The 16,446-nt window shown below is 43.2% G+C and carries 10 protein-coding genes; 3 read left to right on the top strand and 7 right to left on the bottom strand.

Features of this window, described 5'->3' with window-relative positions; all coding sequences use genetic code 11:
• Positions 1–167 precede the first annotated feature (167 nt).
• Positions 168–1,202 (top strand): sialidase family protein, encoded by a 1,035-nt coding sequence (locus HPC41_RS08860; protein WP_172393676.1) that lies wholly within the window; start codon positions 168–170, stop codon positions 1,200–1,202.
• Positions 1,203–1,259: 57 nt separating this feature from the next.
• Positions 1,260–1,670 (top strand): hypothetical protein, encoded by a 411-nt coding sequence (locus HPC41_RS08855; RefSeq protein ID WP_172393675.1) that lies wholly within the window; start codon positions 1,260–1,262, stop codon positions 1,668–1,670.
• Here the strand turns inward: HPC41_RS08855 and HPC41_RS08850 are convergent, their stop codons facing one another.
• The 7 genes from HPC41_RS08850 to HPC41_RS08820 form a co-directional block, all read right to left on the bottom strand.
• Positions 1,671–4,034: a glycoside hydrolase family 3 N-terminal domain-containing protein gene (locus tag HPC41_RS08850; RefSeq protein ID WP_172393674.1), complete on the bottom strand. Its 2,364-nt coding sequence runs from the start codon at positions 4,032–4,034 to the stop codon at positions 1,671–1,673. It abuts the gene before it with no gap.
• Positions 4,035–4,332: 298 nt separating this feature from the next.
• Positions 4,333–5,181: a glycerophosphodiester phosphodiesterase family protein gene (locus HPC41_RS08845; RefSeq protein ID WP_172393673.1), complete on the bottom strand. Its 849-nt coding sequence runs from the start codon at positions 5,179–5,181 to the stop codon at positions 4,333–4,335.
• An 18-nt stretch (positions 5,182–5,199) separates the two neighbouring features.
• The gene (locus HPC41_RS08840; protein WP_172393672.1) at positions 5,200–6,393 is read right to left on the bottom strand and encodes a purple acid phosphatase family protein; all 1,194 of its coding nucleotides are present in this window, start codon (positions 6,391–6,393) and stop codon (positions 5,200–5,202) included.
• A gap of 30 nt (positions 6,394–6,423) precedes the next feature.
• The gene (locus HPC41_RS08835) at positions 6,424–8,076 is read right to left on the bottom strand and encodes a SusD/RagB family nutrient-binding outer membrane lipoprotein (RefSeq protein WP_172393671.1); all 1,653 of its coding nucleotides are present in this window, start codon (positions 8,074–8,076) and stop codon (positions 6,424–6,426) included.
• Positions 8,077–8,090: 14 nt separating this feature from the next.
• Positions 8,091–11,744 carry a SusC/RagA family TonB-linked outer membrane protein gene (locus HPC41_RS08830; protein WP_246250507.1) on the bottom strand — a complete coding sequence of 1,218 codons (3,654 nt, stop codon included), beginning with the start codon at positions 11,742–11,744 and terminating at the stop codon, positions 8,091–8,093.
• Between the two features lie 116 nt (positions 11,745–11,860).
• Complete coding sequence (locus HPC41_RS08825; RefSeq protein ID WP_172393670.1) at positions 11,861–12,841, bottom strand: FecR domain-containing protein; 981 nt, start codon at positions 12,839–12,841, stop codon at positions 11,861–11,863.
• Between the two features lie 63 nt (positions 12,842–12,904).
• Positions 12,905–13,525 (bottom strand): RNA polymerase sigma factor, encoded by a 621-nt coding sequence (locus HPC41_RS08820; protein WP_172393669.1) that lies wholly within the window; start codon positions 13,523–13,525, stop codon positions 12,905–12,907.
• Between the two features lie 428 nt (positions 13,526–13,953).
• Between HPC41_RS08820 and HPC41_RS08815 the strand changes: the two genes are divergently transcribed.
• The gene (locus HPC41_RS08815) at positions 13,954–16,344 is read left to right on the top strand and encodes a TonB-dependent receptor (protein ID WP_172393668.1); all 2,391 of its coding nucleotides are present in this window, start codon (positions 13,954–13,956) and stop codon (positions 16,342–16,344) included.
• The last annotated feature ends 102 nt before the right edge of the window (positions 16,345–16,446 follow it).

The following is a 16,446-nucleotide window of genomic DNA, read 5'->3' as shown; positions in this document are numbered from 1 at the left end:
TAGTTCCGCTGCTTTTTTGTTATCCGAATATGAGGCATCGACTTGAACCGGCAGCACACGGCTAGCGAATACAAACGCACCGGTCTCCGGCCTCAATCCTTGCCAGAATAACTAAAAACAGTACCGATAGAAAATACAGCTTAAACTAAGCAGCACATACCATCCAAATGAAAAATATAGCTCCATTTTTAGCCTTCCTATTCTTAACATTTTATTCATGTAAAAGCTATAAACCGCAAATAATTTCGTCTCATCAGATCTTTCAACAAGGGCAGGTCGATTTCAAAGAATGCCACGCCTCAACCATTCAATCCATTGGTAAAGATAGTTTACTGGCCGCTTGGTTTGGTGGAACCCATGAATCAAACCCTGATGTCGTGATCTGGAGTTCCTTGTATACCAATGGTAAGTGGCAGGCACCTGTGCAAATCGCAGATGGTATCATCGCAGATACTCGTTATCCCAGCTGGAATCCTGTGCTCTATCAATATCCTACTAGTGACACACTCGCTTTGTATTATAAAATTGGACCTAATCCACGTGAGTGGAAAGGCTTTGTTAAGTATTCACAGGATAAAGGTCAAACATGGTCAGTAGCTCAACAACTACCTGAAGGGATATTAGGACCGATCAAAAATAAACCGCTTACCTTAGATAACGGATTAATACTCTCTCCTTCCAGCACAGAGTCTAAAGAAGAAATATGGAAGGCTCACGTGGAGATCAGTAGGGATCAGGGTAAAACTTGGTCTATTCATACAATTCAACCCGATACAAGTATTCAAGTCATTCAGCCCAGTATTGTCCAACACAAAGATGGCCGTCTTCAGGTACTCTGCCGAAGTAAAGAAAATAAGGTGATGGCAGCTTTTTCGATGGATCAAGGTCTTACCTGGGGACCGTGGCAAGCAACAAATCTGCTCAATCCCAATTCGGCTACAGATGCGATCCGCTTGAAAAACGGCTTATTTATGATTGTCTACAATCCGGCTGTAGCAGGTAAAGACTGGTGGGAAGGACGTACAAAGCTTCATGTAGCGACTTCCAAAGATGGTCTTCAATGGAAAGACGTGCTGATACTTGAAGATGGCGTAAAAAATGACGAATATTCTTATCCGACCATTATAGAAGATCCTAAAGGTCTTATTCATATCACATATACCTGGAACAGGAAAAGTATTAAGCATGTTGTGCTCAAATAAGCAGGACAGTTGTATCAAAAATGGCAGTAACTTCGTTTTATTCTAAAAAACCAAGTTATGAGATCAATATCAAAATTATTAACATGCTTAGCAAGCTTCGCATGCGTAGCTTGCTCAAAGGAAACTTCTAATCAAAACCGGTATCTCGAAGGAAGTTATTCAGGGCAATTTATAGCCACCTATAAAAATCAGGACCAAACCTTTACTGGAGACGTAACCGTCCGATTTAAAGCAGACAGTTTCTTTTGTACAGCAAACAAAAACCGTTTTCCTGCCGGTGGTTCAGGAACGTACAAAATTGTTGGAGACCAAATTATTTTTAAAGACAAAAATATTTGGACCGCAGATTTCGACTGGGCATTGATATTGAACCATGACTACACGTACTCTTTCGATGGAAAAGATCTTATTTTGTCAAAAGCTCCCTATCAAAACAATAGCTATATCTATAAATTAACGAAGGATTAATTAATAATCCTTCGTTAATTCCATTTCTCCCTTCAGCCGAATATCATCCGATGAAGTGCCTACCAATAGCTTAAACTTTCCTTTTTCAGTTTTCCACTCCTGGTTCGCATTCCAGAGTTTCAGATCCTCTTTGGTCAATTGAAAAGAATAACTTTCCTTCTTCCCTGCCTCAATATTTTTACGTGCAAATCGCTTCAACTGCATCACAGGCGTTACCACCGAACTAACTTCATCAACAACATACAGTTGTGCAACCTCGTCACCTGCTAATTTTCCGGTATTATTTACATCGAATGTTACGGTACACACAAAGTCTGTCGCCTCTTCAGCCAATTTTACCTGCAAATTTGAATATTCAAAACTACTGTAGCTCAAGCCATATCCGAAAGCATACAAAGGCTTAGCTGACATTTCAACGTAATCGTGGTGTTTGGGTTTTGTATGGTTATAATGTACCGGAAGATGTCCTACCGAACGTGGTACCGAAATCGGTAGTCTGCCAGCAGGATTATAATCACCAAATAACACATCTGCAATAGCCGATCCACCTTCCTGCCCAGGATACCAAGCATTGACGATTGCAGGAACATGTTCTGAAGCCCAGTTAAGATTTAGAGGTCTTCCCATGATCGTCACCAAGACTACAGGTTTTCCCGTTGCCTGTATCGCTTTCATCAACTTCATTTGATCGCCCAGCATGTCCAGCGATACTCGATCAAAACCCTCTCCGCTTTCCATATCACTGACGGTATTAGGATCTACATTGGCCGCCCCGGTCGCTTGGTAGGAGGTTTTGAAGTCCCTTGCACTGGAACCACCGAGAATTAAAATCACGGCATCTGCCTGCTGTGCCGCTGCCACCGCAGCTGGAATATCAGAATTTGCCGTATCACGGATAGCACAGCCTTTAACATAATCAATTTGTGTGTCTTTACCTACAGCCGCACGGATACCTGTCAATACGGTCTGCACCTTACCATCGGCCTGAGGAGCAGTGTAATCACCCAATTGATTATAAACATTGTCCGCATTCGGTCCGATAACCGCTATCCGTTTTAAGGATTTGCTTAATGGCAAGGTATGCTGATCGTTTTTCAGCAAAACAATGGATTCTCTTGCGACCTGCCTTGCTACCGATTTATTCTGTACGGTCGCAACTTTCTGCGTAACCACTTTTTCATCCACGTATGGACGATCAAACAACCCAAGATTAAACTTCATGCGTAATACCCGGGACACTGCGGTATCCAATACGGCAGGTTCGACCAGGCCTTCTTGCACCGCTTTCAATAGATTCGGGCCATATCCTGATCCGCTCAGATCAACATCCAATCCTGCATGTATACTTTGTGAAGCCGCTTCCACTGCTGTTGCAGCGGTAGCATGCCCGCCGTTGAGACCTGAGATACTCAATAGATCCGAAACCACAAATCCCTTGAATCCCCAGTCTTTGCGGAGAATATCTTTCAACAACCACGGATTTGCAGAGCAAGGGATACCGTCAATACTATTATATGCCGTCATCACCGACCCTGCGCCAGATTTAACGGCACCTTCGAAAGGTGGTAGGAAATACTGTCTTAAGCTCCGTTCGCCGAAGGATACAGACTCCCCATTATGCCCACCATCCGGTGCGGCATAAGCTACAAAATGTTTTAATGTACCAATAATTTTATCTTGCTGCCCCAGCTTTTGGCCCTGAAAACCACGGATCATGGCACTTCCCATCTGACTAATGAGGTAAGGGTCTTCGCCATAGGTTTCTTCTGTCCGGGACCAGCGTGGATCACGGGCCAGATCCAACACAGGGCCATAGCCATTTTTTCCACCCACAGCATAGGTTTCTTGCGCGATCGTCGATGCCATACGCGCAATCAAAACTGGATTCCAAGTACTGGCCTGCCCTATTGCTGTAGGAAATACCGTGGCACCAATAGCCATGTGACCATGCGGAGCTTCTTCAGACAGCAGCAGTGGAATACCCAATCGGGTACTGTCCAACATATACCGCTGGATGGCATTAGTCGCACGGGCTGCTTCTACAGGATTAAGACCGTTAACTAATGTTTTTTGCGTCCAGGGATCGGCACGCAACGTGGCCCACAATAATCCAATATGTTGTTCCTTTACCGCTTTCTTTAATTTATCGCTAACGCCAACATAATTGCCCCTTTTCTCATACATATCCCATCCAAGCAATTTGCTCAGCTGCCCGACCTTCTCTTCAACGGTCATGCGTCCCAACAGATCTTTGACCCGTTGTTCGGTTCCGAGGCCGCTATTTTTATAAGGCAATTGTTGTGCGTGGAGCTGCGGATGAAGGAATGTTGACATTGCAGTCAGAAGTAATATTCGGAGTTTCATAAGTAGATTATTATTTTTCTATTTTCTATTCCTTTACGGAACCTAAATTTAAACATCACACGATTAATGCAACCGGTTTCAAAATACTAAATTAACGATTTAGCAGAAATAAACAAGTTAATATTTGTTTCCTTAGTCCTTTCGATAATCAGCTTGGCAACGAACGTATCTCGTTTATGCATAGCTGATCGAAGAATGTGATCTGTGATGCTGAAAATTAGCAATAAATATATTGATAAAAAAGTAAGAAAGACGGCTTGCCGTCTTTCTTTAAGTGTTATAGGAAATATACTACATATTAAAATCCGTTAAGTACTTCTTGCCATAGATTGGGATAATCTGTCTGAATCAGCCGTACAAAAGGATATTTTTCCAAAAACGACCGATAAATATCCTTTCCCTCCTGTCCTGCTTCATCGTCATATTCACCAAGGCTATTCATCCAAAAATAAATACCTTGCTGCCGCATTGTATTAAGCTTTTTGGTGTCCGTAAACGACTCATCAAGATGAATGATTGACGTTATCTTCATTTGAAGAATGGCATTTAAATCTTTCATACTGCGTGCCCGTGGAAAGAGCGTCACTCTTGGATTGAGTTTGTAAATCCTAGGCATATCCTTATAATCGTAAAGAAAAAACAACACCTCATCTTCCATCCCTTCTTTTTCGACGAGATCATAGGTTTTCTTAATAAACTCTTTTCGATCTTCCTTAAAATCTAGGTCTACAATAATTTTTCCTTTCGCTACGCGTAAAGCTTCTGTTAACGTTGGTACAACATGTTCCGAAGCTTCTCCGTTAGCCTTGTTACGTAAGCGCAGCTGTTGAATCTCGGTAAAGGTATGTTTGGATACCTCCCCTTCTCCAGTTGTAGTGCGGTTTAAGGCTTTATCGTGCATAAGAACCAGTACACCGTCTTTGGTCGCTCTCACATCGACCTCAACTACTGAAACGCCTTGCCGAATGGCTTCTTCAATAGCAGCAATCGAATTTTCTGGCTGCTCCTGATGTGCGCCACGGTGGGCCGCAATATGCAAACTTTTCTGATCCAGCTTTTTTAATAACTCGATCGATTGACCATATACACTTGCGGTAGAACTTATTATTACATTCAATAATATTGTTGAAAATAGCATCTTTTTCATCAGTAGACAGATATTTTTTTATTTTTTTGACAGTTCAAACGAGTCAAACAATTGTCCATTGAGCTTGTAACTGGCAAAATAGAGTTTATCTGTCGTTAGTTTTATCACTTGATATAGTTGTGTTTGTGCTGTAGCAACATCCATCCAACGCTCAGAATCGGATTCATACATCTTCGGTCCGGCTACTGACAGCAGGTATACAGGTCGTTTTCTTCCAAGACTGCCACGTGCATAGGTGTGATCATGGCCTTGCAGAACTAAATCAACACCATATTTCTCCAAAATAGGTTTGAATCGTTCCCTTAAGATCGTATTATCACGTTTTTTTGCCGTAGAATATACGGGATGATGCATCACGACGATATTCCATTTTTTCGTAGAAGAAGCCAATACACTCTCCAACCACTTTTCTTGCGTATTAGCTGCCAACGAATCCAACATAATTAATTGGGAATTCAGTGAAACAATCCTTAAATCCTGATAGTCTAAGTAGTAGACGGCATCCTGCAAACCAACAGGCCCATTTTTAGGGAGGTTAAACTGCACCTTCCAATGTGGATCCAAAACTAGGCTTCCGGTTGAATCCCGTCGATATTCATGATTTCCGGGAGTAGGGATAGCGGGTATCATTTGATGAATAAAACCTCCCCCCTCATACCATTCACCCCATTCTTCATCTGTATTCGAACGATTGATCAGATCACCCGCGTGAACAATAAATCGTGCGTTTGATTCCTGCTGAAAAGCACGCCGGATCGTCCTTGACCAGCGCGAACGTAAGTCATTCTGTGCATCGCCCAGGTAGATAAAAGAAAAATCCCCCGATTTTCCTGCCGTTCGAAATTGATTCCATGGACTCCAGTTTGTACCATCGCCGACACGATAGGTATAGGTGGTTCCAGGTTTCAGATTCGTAAAGTTTACTTGATTGTAGGCATGCCGCTGTTCGTCGCGCGCCAGATATTGGCGTGTCCCTACAACCGTCTGTGCCTGTGTTTCAAAATCGGGATGGCTTTGCTCTTCGGCAATCTGCCCTATTATTTTATCCCCGGCACCAGTTGCTCGCCAAGAGACCGACTGTGTACTGCTAGGATCAGCTGACCAGGTCAACATAATCCGATCCGGCTGATTGCTTATAGCTTCTGATTGTGCACGGCCCTGCGCCACGGAACAGCATAACGCTATTACAAAAAAACGAGAGTTTATTTTCATTGGATTTCTATTTTAATTTATGTATTGTTTTTACCATGGCTTGCCCGTTCCTTGTAATAGCCAAGGTTTAGACCAGGCACTATTTTCGTTATCGGCCTGTGAATAGGCTGTTTTCTCTATGCGGCGTAATGCCTCTTCGGCATTCTTTTGATTCACACTCATCTCTGTCTGCATATAGGGTACACGTACCGGAAGCTGTGTCCGAATTGCCGCTGGACCAGCTTTCAACCTCGGATAACCGGTTCGCCGATAATCAAACCAGGCCTGTGCAGCGGTAGACCAGCTTGCAATCCATTTTTGCTCCATAATCTGTACCTGTGTATTTTCAAATGTTACGCCCTTTTGACGGATATAATTTGCGTATTCCGCTGTCTTCCCCCAGCTTGTCAGCGAAGCTTGAATACCACGTTCATAATATGCACGCGCCGTCTCTGGTAGAGCCCAACCCTTCCAAGCCGCCTCTGCCAAGATAAACTCCACTTCAGCAGCAGTTAACAACCTTGCTTTGAGCAAGCTTCCTTTGGCCGAACGATAAATTTCATTGAGGTAAGACACATGGGGATTAATGGAAGTCTGTCCCGGTGTCGGATTCAAATTGTAGGCCGATGGATTTTTCGATCCACTTGCTGGTAAACCGACATAGTCCTTGTCCATATCAATAGGTATCCCCTTAACCACATCCGGTGACACGATACGGACACCATTGACGATTTTATCGGTACCAGCAGGTACGGTATTGCTTACTTCGATTGGTATCTCTACCTTCTTTGCCCACACAGCCAGACGTGGGTCGCTTAATTCCTGAAGTCGGTCAACAAGTGTCGCACACATTTTCATCCTCCTGAAATTGCTTCCACTGGCATCAAATATCGTATTGGATGGCCATGAGTCAGCCGCATTATTCCCAGCAAAATCCATCAGTACCTCATCTGCAGTATTGCTGATCAGCGGAAACTTATCGGGGTTGGCTACCATGTTTTCAACCCCCTGCTTGGCAAAAGCATTCGCCTTCTCCGAAATACGCATATAATAACGCAGGGCCAAGGAATTGGCAAAACGACGCCATTTTGAGGCCTTACCACCAAAATACACATCGGCACCCGCCAATACCTCATACGACGCATCTGGTCGTGAAAGGAGTTCATTTGCCTGTTTTAATTCCTCAATAATCCCTTTGTAGATCACTTCTTGACTATCGTATTTTGGGAAATTATATTTTGTATCCCCAAGTTCTGCTTTCAATGCATCTGTATAGGGCGCATCGCCCCATAAATCCGTGATCAATCCAAACAGATAAGCACGCATCACCAGGCCGACCCCCTGATGGAAATCCAGCCCTAATTTCTCGGCACGTTTACGCATTAATTCGTTATCCCGCAGATAGCCATAATAGCTATCCCAGCTCAAAATTCCCCCCGTCCATTCATAATCGTTATGCGCGTTGAACCAAGCGTCTAATTGTGTATGTTGAATCACTCCACCAAGGTCGGAAAAACTTAATTCATTGTATTTTTTTGCGGCCCCTGTCAAGATCGTTGGCAATAGCAGGTTGGGATTTGCATCCTCTTCACTCACTCCATTCGGATTGATATTGAGCTCTGTCAGGTCTTTACAAGCAGAAATATTTAGGATCATCCCCAGAGCAATGATCATTTTCGTTAATGTCTTCAGCTGATTTTTCATCGTTGTTGCAAATATTAAAATGTCGCATTTATTTTAAATCCTATCGGCATTGACCAAGGGGTGACGTTATAGCGCTCAATCCCCTGTTTAAATCCAATGCCCGTTTCTGGTTGGAAAGCCATTTCCGGATCTATCCCTACTTTTGCTTTTGTCCATAAGATCAGGTTGCGTGTATAGATGCCCAGACTTCCCTGTGCGATACCGAGACGGCTCAACCATTTCCCCGATAGGTCATAGCTGAAAGAAAGCTCTCGAAGCTTAATAAAAGATGCATCGAATGTCGCCGCATTCATAAAGTCCCAGGGATAATTATCGGAGTATGCAATATACTTAGTCCCCTCAGCGCCTAAGTTTTCAGTATATCCCGTGATGTTCCCCTTATCATCGTACTGGGCAATAACCCCGGGATTAAATACACCAAAATTTCCAGTGACACCGCCTACATTAACAGGATAACCGCCATAGGCTTCACCAGGCCCGCCGACAATCGGATAACGATTCCCTTGCACACGCACCAAATTATTGTCTATCAAATAATTCCGAAGCGTCTCCCCCGTCATTCCGTTGGGGTTGATCAACTTATCGAGAAAACGTTGTGTAGTCAGGTTAGATTCAAAATACCGATAAGTTTGCGACATGAACTTACCTCCAAAACGCATATCCGCAGCAATGTTCATAGTCCACTTCTTATACCGTAAGCTGGATTGCAGCCCCATGGTAAAATCCGGATTAAAGTTCCCGATCTTATTCCGGCTGTTATTGATTCGGACAGCCTGCCAGGAACCATTTTTGTCCAGTATAGGAAATCCGTAATAGGGTGAGGACTGATCTTCGACAGTCACCAATTTCGAATCGTATAAATCGCCAATTTCCTCACCAACATAGGTGCGCGCTCCCCCTCTTCCGTCTGTCCAGAAGGTATAGAACTCTACACCTTCGGATAACTCATCGATTCGGGTACGGTTGCGGTGCCAGTTGATACCGAGATCCCAAGACCAATGTTCCTTAGCAATAGGTCGTCCCGAAAGAGTTAGTTCGATGCCACGGCTGCTCAATAGTCCAGCATTGATATTTTTGGAATTGAAGCCACTTGAGCTCGGAAGTGTCGTGGGAATAATCTGGTTCTTATTCTCCAGCTTGTAATAGGTTCCTTCAAATTTTAAGCGATTATTCCACAAGCCGAGATCCAGGCCCAGCTCATACGAGGTCGCGATCTCGGGCTTCAGGTTCGGCACCAAAAGTGCTCCGGAACGCGTCAGCTGCAGAACATCCCCCCAACTTCCTGGATTGACCAGCACATTGGACAGGTTATAGGGATAGGTATCGTTTCCGACGCGTGCAATCCCGCCCCTCAATTTCATCAAATTGAAGGTCTTGGGCAACTTCAACACCTGATTGGCCAATATACTTAAAGACGCCGAAGGATAAAAATAGGACCGGTTGTCTATCGGAAGTGTACTTGACCAATCGTTACGCCCCGTTAGGTCCAGATAAACCATATCCCTGTAACTTAGATTCACCAATCCATATATACTGTTTATCGCTCTTTCTGAGATTGAACTATAAAAGTCCAGATTCAGCGGACTGATGTTCGCCAGGGTATATAATCCCGGCGTGATCAGCCCGGCACCATTTTTTGATGTGTTTTGAACAGACTTACCACGGTTGTAGCGCAAATTTCCCCCCAGCGAACCTGTCGCATTGAAATTGCTCAATTTCCGTGTATAAGTGGTAAGAAAATCAATATTCTGTTCCATATTCATCAGATTGACGATACCATAGGCACCTCGGGGTTCGTTGGTGTAACTATACGGGATTTTTGTTTCCCTATTTTCCCAATAAACATCTGTGGCATACCGCAACATCGCTGTCCAATCGCGTTTAATCGCCCAATCCAACCGCAGATTGCCAAATACCCGGTCCCGAGTAAAAGCATTTGTAACACCATAAGCCAGAAAATAGGGATTATTATGGTTGCCAATGGATTGGGAACGCTGTTGTATCTGTTCCTGTCCAGGCAACCAATAATCTTTTAGTTCGAGAATATTGATATGCGGCGCGACTTCATAAGCTGCCTGCATGGGATTCGTGCCGCGGTTTCCAGCAGGTCTATTGTTTGAATTATTTCTACTGGCATCCAATGAAAGGCCCAAAGTAAGGCTATTCCGAAGCCGCATAGTCGAATTGATATTCAATGTATTTCGAAAAAGGTCCGAATTGGGAATAATTCCTTTATTTGCCATGTTAGAGTACGAGAAACGATAATCTAATCTTTCGCTGCGGTTACTCAGTGAAATGCCGTTGGAGCTTGTGATACCCGTTTGTACAAAATTCTTGATGTTGTTTGGATATGATTTCAACTCCGTTGGGATCGGTTTACCCTCCGCATCGAGTGGGCTATTCCATTGAACAGCTTTATATCCTTTATCCAAAGCAGGCCCAACCATCGCACTCGATTCCTCTTCGATGATCAAATTTCCGGGCTGGTCACCTGGTCTCCAGGGCATGGTGCCACTTGCAAATTTATTGTGCAGGTCGATAAATTTATAGGGGATATCAAAAACGGTATTGCTATTGACAGCAATGGTCATTTTTTCTGCATTCTTTCCGGTCTTTGTCGTTATCAACACGACACCATTTCCAGCTCTGGAACCGTAAAGCGCTGCGGCGCTTGGCCCCTTTAATATTGAGATATTCTCGATATCTTCGGGATTGATATTGGCGATTGCATTGCCATAATCGACTTTATTGTCATCCCCGATCTGCCCAATGTTGTTCAAACTATTCATTAATGGTACCCCATCTACCACAAAAAGAGGTTGATTGTCGGTGCTTAAGGAAGACGCACCGCGAATGACCATATTGACCGTCGAGCCTGTCGGTCCTGTCGAACTGATCGAGACTCCGGGAACCTTTCCAGCCATCCCCATTAAGAAATTATCATTGTTAACACGGTTGAGATCCTCGCCCTTGATCTTGCCGACAGCATAGCCTAGGGAACGGTCCTGACGTTTGATCCCAAGTGCCGTCACCACGACCTCATCCAGCGCCTTATTATTTCCTTTTAAGACCACCTGACGTACGGCCATATTGTTTCCGTCCAGCTTTACCTGGTGGAGCTCTTTTTTCTCATATCCAACATGTGTTATCATGAGCTGATATTCACCGGCAGGCAGTTTAATCGTTACTTCCCCTTTCACATTAGTCAAGTTACTCTGCTCCATCTGGAGTACTTGCACTGAAGCACCAGCTATTGGTTGATGGTCTACATCCAGAATCTGCAGTTTTAACGGATATGATGTTTGTCTACCTGCATTTCTAACGAGGACAATCCCTCCAGGGACTTTCTTGGACTGTATGTCTGTACCTTTTAAAATATAATTTAACACCTCCTCGAAGCGTGCATTATGGAATACCTTCTCGGTTATTACGATGCGGTCCAACTGGAGAATATTCCGATCATAGCCAATGGCTTGACCGGTTTGCTGCGACAGTTGGAGCACGGCCTGTGCCGCATTACCATTATGGAGATGAATATTGATATAGTCTCCTTGGATCAGATGTATGCTATCCATCGACCTGGCATTACTGTTTGTTCCCGACATCGAAAACATCGAACAGAGTGCAAGCTTCGTTGCCAGGCTGGTGAGCTTTATTATTTTATACATATATTTGTATGAATGTTTTTAACATGACTTATAAAGGTGCTCTCTGGTCGATTTAGCGGTTTACCAGTTGAGCACTTTTTCTTCGGTAAATTTTCTACTGCACGCTGAAAGGCAGCTTATTTGTGTAAGATTATTTCATTTTTTTCCCTCCTAAATTTTAATTGATGAATGGTGCAGATCATACTCAAGACCTGGTCCAAAGACCGAACCTGTGGAATCATCAGTGAATAGCTAAATTTATCTGTATCGAGATTTTCGGCAACCAATACAACGCCATAACGGTTATAGACAATTTCTTTAAGCTCCTTGAATCGCACATTACTCAATAGCATTCCTCCCTGTGTCCATAGGTTTACGGTGGTCGGATTCTGATCAAAGATTTCAAAGTGTTTTTCAGCAAGACTGTAACGTACCGCTTGGCCAGAAGTTAGGATATGCTGCTCCCCATTTTCTTCGGCTGACACCTTTACACGTCCGGTTTTAACTTTCACCGTAACCTGTCCAGAAGCCTGCGAACGATTGATATTGAAGGATGTTCCCAATACGGCAACCCTAACAGCCCCTGTGGCTATTGTAAAAGGATGCAAGGTATCACGTTTGACACTGAAGAAGGCTTCGCCGCGATCTAAAAAAATGGTTCTACTTTTCCCGTAGTTCATCTTATCATAGCGAATCTGTGCGTTTCCATTAAGAAAAACAGAAGTGCCATCGGGAAGAAAAATCTCCCGCAATTCACCGGCTTTCGCCACTGTTTGCGTAAGCTGCATTTCGGATAATGTTGCCCCAGAATTGAATACTGATTGATGGTCCTGAAAAAATAGAAGTGAAGCGCTACCTAGCAAGAGTATTGCAGCAGCAGCAGATAGCCAGCGAATCCGTGGGAGCTGAAACGCCTTTTTTCTTTCGGTCTGTACAAATGGAGCAAGGCGTTTAAGCAATTCATCCTTTACAGCATGACGATGGGCCGAATCATGAAATGGATCAATGGCATCATCTGCAATAGATTGATACCAGGCATCTACCCGTTCACGATCCCTGTCGGTCAATTTCCCACGGAGGTAATCTCGTATTATACTTTTAAATTTCTCGATCTTCACTTGTATTATTTTTTATTCTAATACAGGTAAATACCCTCAAAGTACTTTAACGCAATATGTTTTTTATATTAAATAATAATGAAGCAGATAACTGCCAATAAAGAGCAGAAAAATAGAATCATGGTCGGCAAATCGTTGTCTCAATTCTTGACGCAGCATCCTTTTCGCATCCGATAAATAATTCTTGACGGTCTGTTCGGCCAGGTTCAGTTCCTTGGCGATTTGTGCGATTGAATAGTTCTCATAACGCATCAAATAAACAGATCGCATTAGCTTGGGCAATCGTTCGATAGAATCATCCACGATCAGCTCTAAAGCTTTGTATTTCGCCAAGCTATGGTCATCTAAATTGGTAAATCGCTCCATCTGTTCGGTTGCTTGCTCTAATACCTGTTTTCGGACCCGTTCAGCTGCATAATAATTAAGCACTTTGTTTTTAACTGATTTATAGAGGTAGGATTTTAAGGAGCTATATTCAGTATTAATGAGATCGCGCTTTTCCCAAATGTGTATAAAAACTTCCTGCACCAGATCTTTTGCAGGAACTTCGTCTTGAAAATGGCGATAGGCCATTGTGTATAACTCCTCCCAATACAATTCAAAAAAATAGGTAAAAGCTTTGGGATTACCCGTTTTAAAAAGTAATAAATAGTGGTTATCTACATTGGCTTTGGTCGTTTTCACCCTACAAAGATAGTGGCACAAGATTACGCGAATGTTAAGTTTTCTAGAAGATTTCAAACACAATCTTCCCATTTAAATAAGATGGGATCGATATTGTACAATAAGCCTTGATTTTTGTTAACAACCATGTTAAGTACCTAAGTATTAAACGACATTTTGTTGAAAACCTGCCCAGCACATCGGGCGGTAATTTTCTGTGTTTACCTATAAGAAATAATCAATTCAATGCGCGATTTTTTCAGCGTACCGTGCAATCGCTTTGTATAAAAAATGTTAATAACACTGTTAATTTACTGTATATCAGAACTATTTTTGTTAATAACATTTTTACCGCATCCTATTAAAAAAAAGAATCTATTAAAAAAATTTATGCTGTTTGCTAAGGGTAAAGCGAAAGTTAGCTGTCATAAAAATAAAGCTTAATCAATATGAAACTAACATCAATCTTAATAATTGCATTGGCGACCCAGGCCACACAATCGCTTGCCCAAGTACAAGATTCGACGAAAACAGACCGGCAGATGGTGACGGAGACCCTCAAAGGCACCATCCTGGACAAAAATACGAGACTGCCACTTATTGGCGCCACGATTATATTATCTGCTAACGGCAATATAAAATCTGTTAGTACAGATCACCAAGGCTTATTTAGGCTCCTGGACGTTCCTGTTGGACGTCAAGTATTACGGGTACGTATGGCAGGCTATCGACAGGAAGAACTATCAGAACTGCTCATCACCTCTGGCCGTGAGAATATCCTTAATATTGAAATGGAACCACAGGCAAACACCTTAAGCGAAGCTGTGGTTTATGCCAACACCGGAAAGCAGCCTTTAAATCAAATGGCGATGGTCAGCGGGCGCTCTTTTTCTCCAGAGGAGACCAACCGTTATGCTGGAGCTTTCTTTGACCCAGCCAGAATGGCACAAAGTTTTCCCGGAGTTGTTGCCGGTGGTGACGACAACGAGATTATCGTGCGCGGAAATTCGCCTAAAAGCTTACAGTGGCGACTGGAAGGCATCGAGATTGTAAACCCTAACCACTTTGGTGCTGAAGGTGCCGCTGGCGGAGGGATCAGTATGCTTAATACAATGGTTTTGGGAAAATCCGATTTCTATACAGGCGGACTAGCCGCGGAATACAACAACGCCATATCGGGGGTATTTGACCTCAGATTCAGAAAGGGAAATACGGATAAACGTGAGTATACATTCAATGTCGGGGTGTTGGGGGTAGGAGCCACTTTAGAGGGGCCTTTCAAAAAAGGAAGTGATGCATCTTATTTAATCAGCTACCGTTACTCCTCGTTGAGTCTATTGGAAAAAGTAGGTGTAAAAGTCTCGGATACAGGTATCCCAAAATACCAGGACCTCTCCTTCAATTTTGTTTTTCCGACCAAGAAGGCCGGAACATTTTCGCTCTTTGGGATCGGCGGTCTCGGAAAAATAAAGGAAACTGCCAAGCGCAATTTCCAGGAATGGGAAGAACGTACAGATGCGCAGGACATGAACCTGGGATTTAATGCTGGAAGTGCCGGGCTAAAACATCAGTATATCGCCAACGATAGATTGTATTTCAATAACATTATTTCAGCATCAATTAGCCACAATTCCAATAAAACAGATACCCTGACACAGGATTACGTGGCTAGCCTATATCACAAAGATAAATTTACAAATACCGCAATCCGTTATGCCGGTAGCCTGAATTATAGAGCAAACAGTAAAAACACGATCCGTGCCGGTATCAACGCTAGTTTACTTCGCTATGATCTCTACGCCCTCACCTACGATACTGAACTTGCCGCCTTAAAAGAACGGATCAATGAAAAGGGGAATACTAGTACCTATGACGCTTTCGCGCAACTCAAAACTGAATTATCTGATCGTCTGACCTTAAATACTGGGCTGCATGCCAACTATTTTGCCTTAAGCAAGAGTTGGACTGCAGAACCCAGGCTGGGCTTAAACTGGAAAGTTGCAGCAGATCAGACGATATCCTTTGGTACGGGACTCTACAATCGTTTAGAACCGCTCAGCTACTATTTTGCCAAGAGCGGAACCGGTCAAAATACAACAGACAATACAGCACTATCCCCGACCAAATCTGCACAGGCTGTTATAGGCTATGAAAAAAATCTAAACCACACGCTGAGATTCAAAACCGAAGTCTATTATCAACATTTATACAATGTCCCCGTTTCTTCCGACCCAGACATGAACTTCTCCCTGCTCAACGTATCGGATATTTCGGCAATTGGTACCTCGACCTATCGTCAGCTGGTCAACAAAGGGACAGGCCGAAATTATGGCGTTGAGCTAACGCTTGAGAAATCGCTCAGTAAGGGTTATTATTTTATGGCAACCACCTCTATATTTGACTCCAAATTCAAAGCGCTCAATGGCAAAGAATACAATACCACATTCAACACACGCTATGTCGGAAATCTGTTGCTGGGAAAAGAATGGGCAGTAGGACAAAATAAAAATAACCTATTCGGGATGAACGCCAAACTGATCTACGCTGGGGGTAGAAAATACTCCCCAGTATTAGAAGAAGAATCGCTACGATTGGATGAAGAAATCATTGATCAAAGCCGGATCAATACGTTAACCGCTGATCCCTATACCCGACTTGATTTTTCATCTAGCTACCGCATCAACCGTAAAAAGGTGAGTCATCTCATTATCTTGGATATTCAGAATATCCTCAACAGAGAAAATACGGTCGGTATGCATTATAATTTCAGCAAAAGGATTATCGAACCCCAAAAATGGACGGGTATCATTCCAACCATTAACTATCGGATTGAATTCTAGCGTCCGACAGCGCATCTTGTCCTTCAATTGTCCCTAAGGAGTGAATAACTACTTAGGGACAAGCCAAAAGCATTAAATCGACAGGGAAGTACACTTTTAATA

Origin of the sequence: Sphingobacterium prati, from assembly GCF_013167215.1 — a bacterium.
In the GTDB taxonomy this organism is placed as follows: Bacteria; Bacteroidota; Bacteroidia; order Sphingobacteriales; family Sphingobacteriaceae; genus Sphingobacterium; species Sphingobacterium prati.
The sequence above is the reverse complement of the archived record's forward strand: the minus strand, read 5'-3'. Positions and strand labels throughout refer to the sequence as shown.

Coding starts and splice junctions, on each gene's coding strand:
- HPC41_RS08860 (WP_172393676.1), top strand. CDS start 168: ATGAAAAATATAGCTCCATTTTTAGCCTTCCTATTCTTAACATTTTAT.
- HPC41_RS08855 (WP_172393675.1), top strand. CDS start 1,260: ATGAGATCAATATCAAAATTATTAACATGCTTAGCAAGCTTCGCATGC.
- HPC41_RS08850 (WP_172393674.1), bottom strand. CDS start 4,034: ATGAAACTCCGAATATTACTTCTGACTGCAATGTCAACATTCCTTCAT.
- HPC41_RS08845 (WP_172393673.1), bottom strand. CDS start 5,181: ATGAAAAAGATGCTATTTTCAACAATATTATTGAATGTAATAATAAGT.
- HPC41_RS08840 (WP_172393672.1), bottom strand. CDS start 6,393: ATGAAAATAAACTCTCGTTTTTTTGTAATAGCGTTATGCTGTTCCGTG.
- HPC41_RS08835 (WP_172393671.1), bottom strand. CDS start 8,076: ATGAAAAATCAGCTGAAGACATTAACGAAAATGATCATTGCTCTGGGG.
- HPC41_RS08830 (WP_246250507.1), bottom strand. CDS start 11,744: ATGTATAAAATAATAAAGCTCACCAGCCTGGCAACGAAGCTTGCACTC.
- HPC41_RS08815 (WP_172393668.1), top strand. CDS start 13,954: ATGAAACTAACATCAATCTTAATAATTGCATTGGCGACCCAGGCCACA.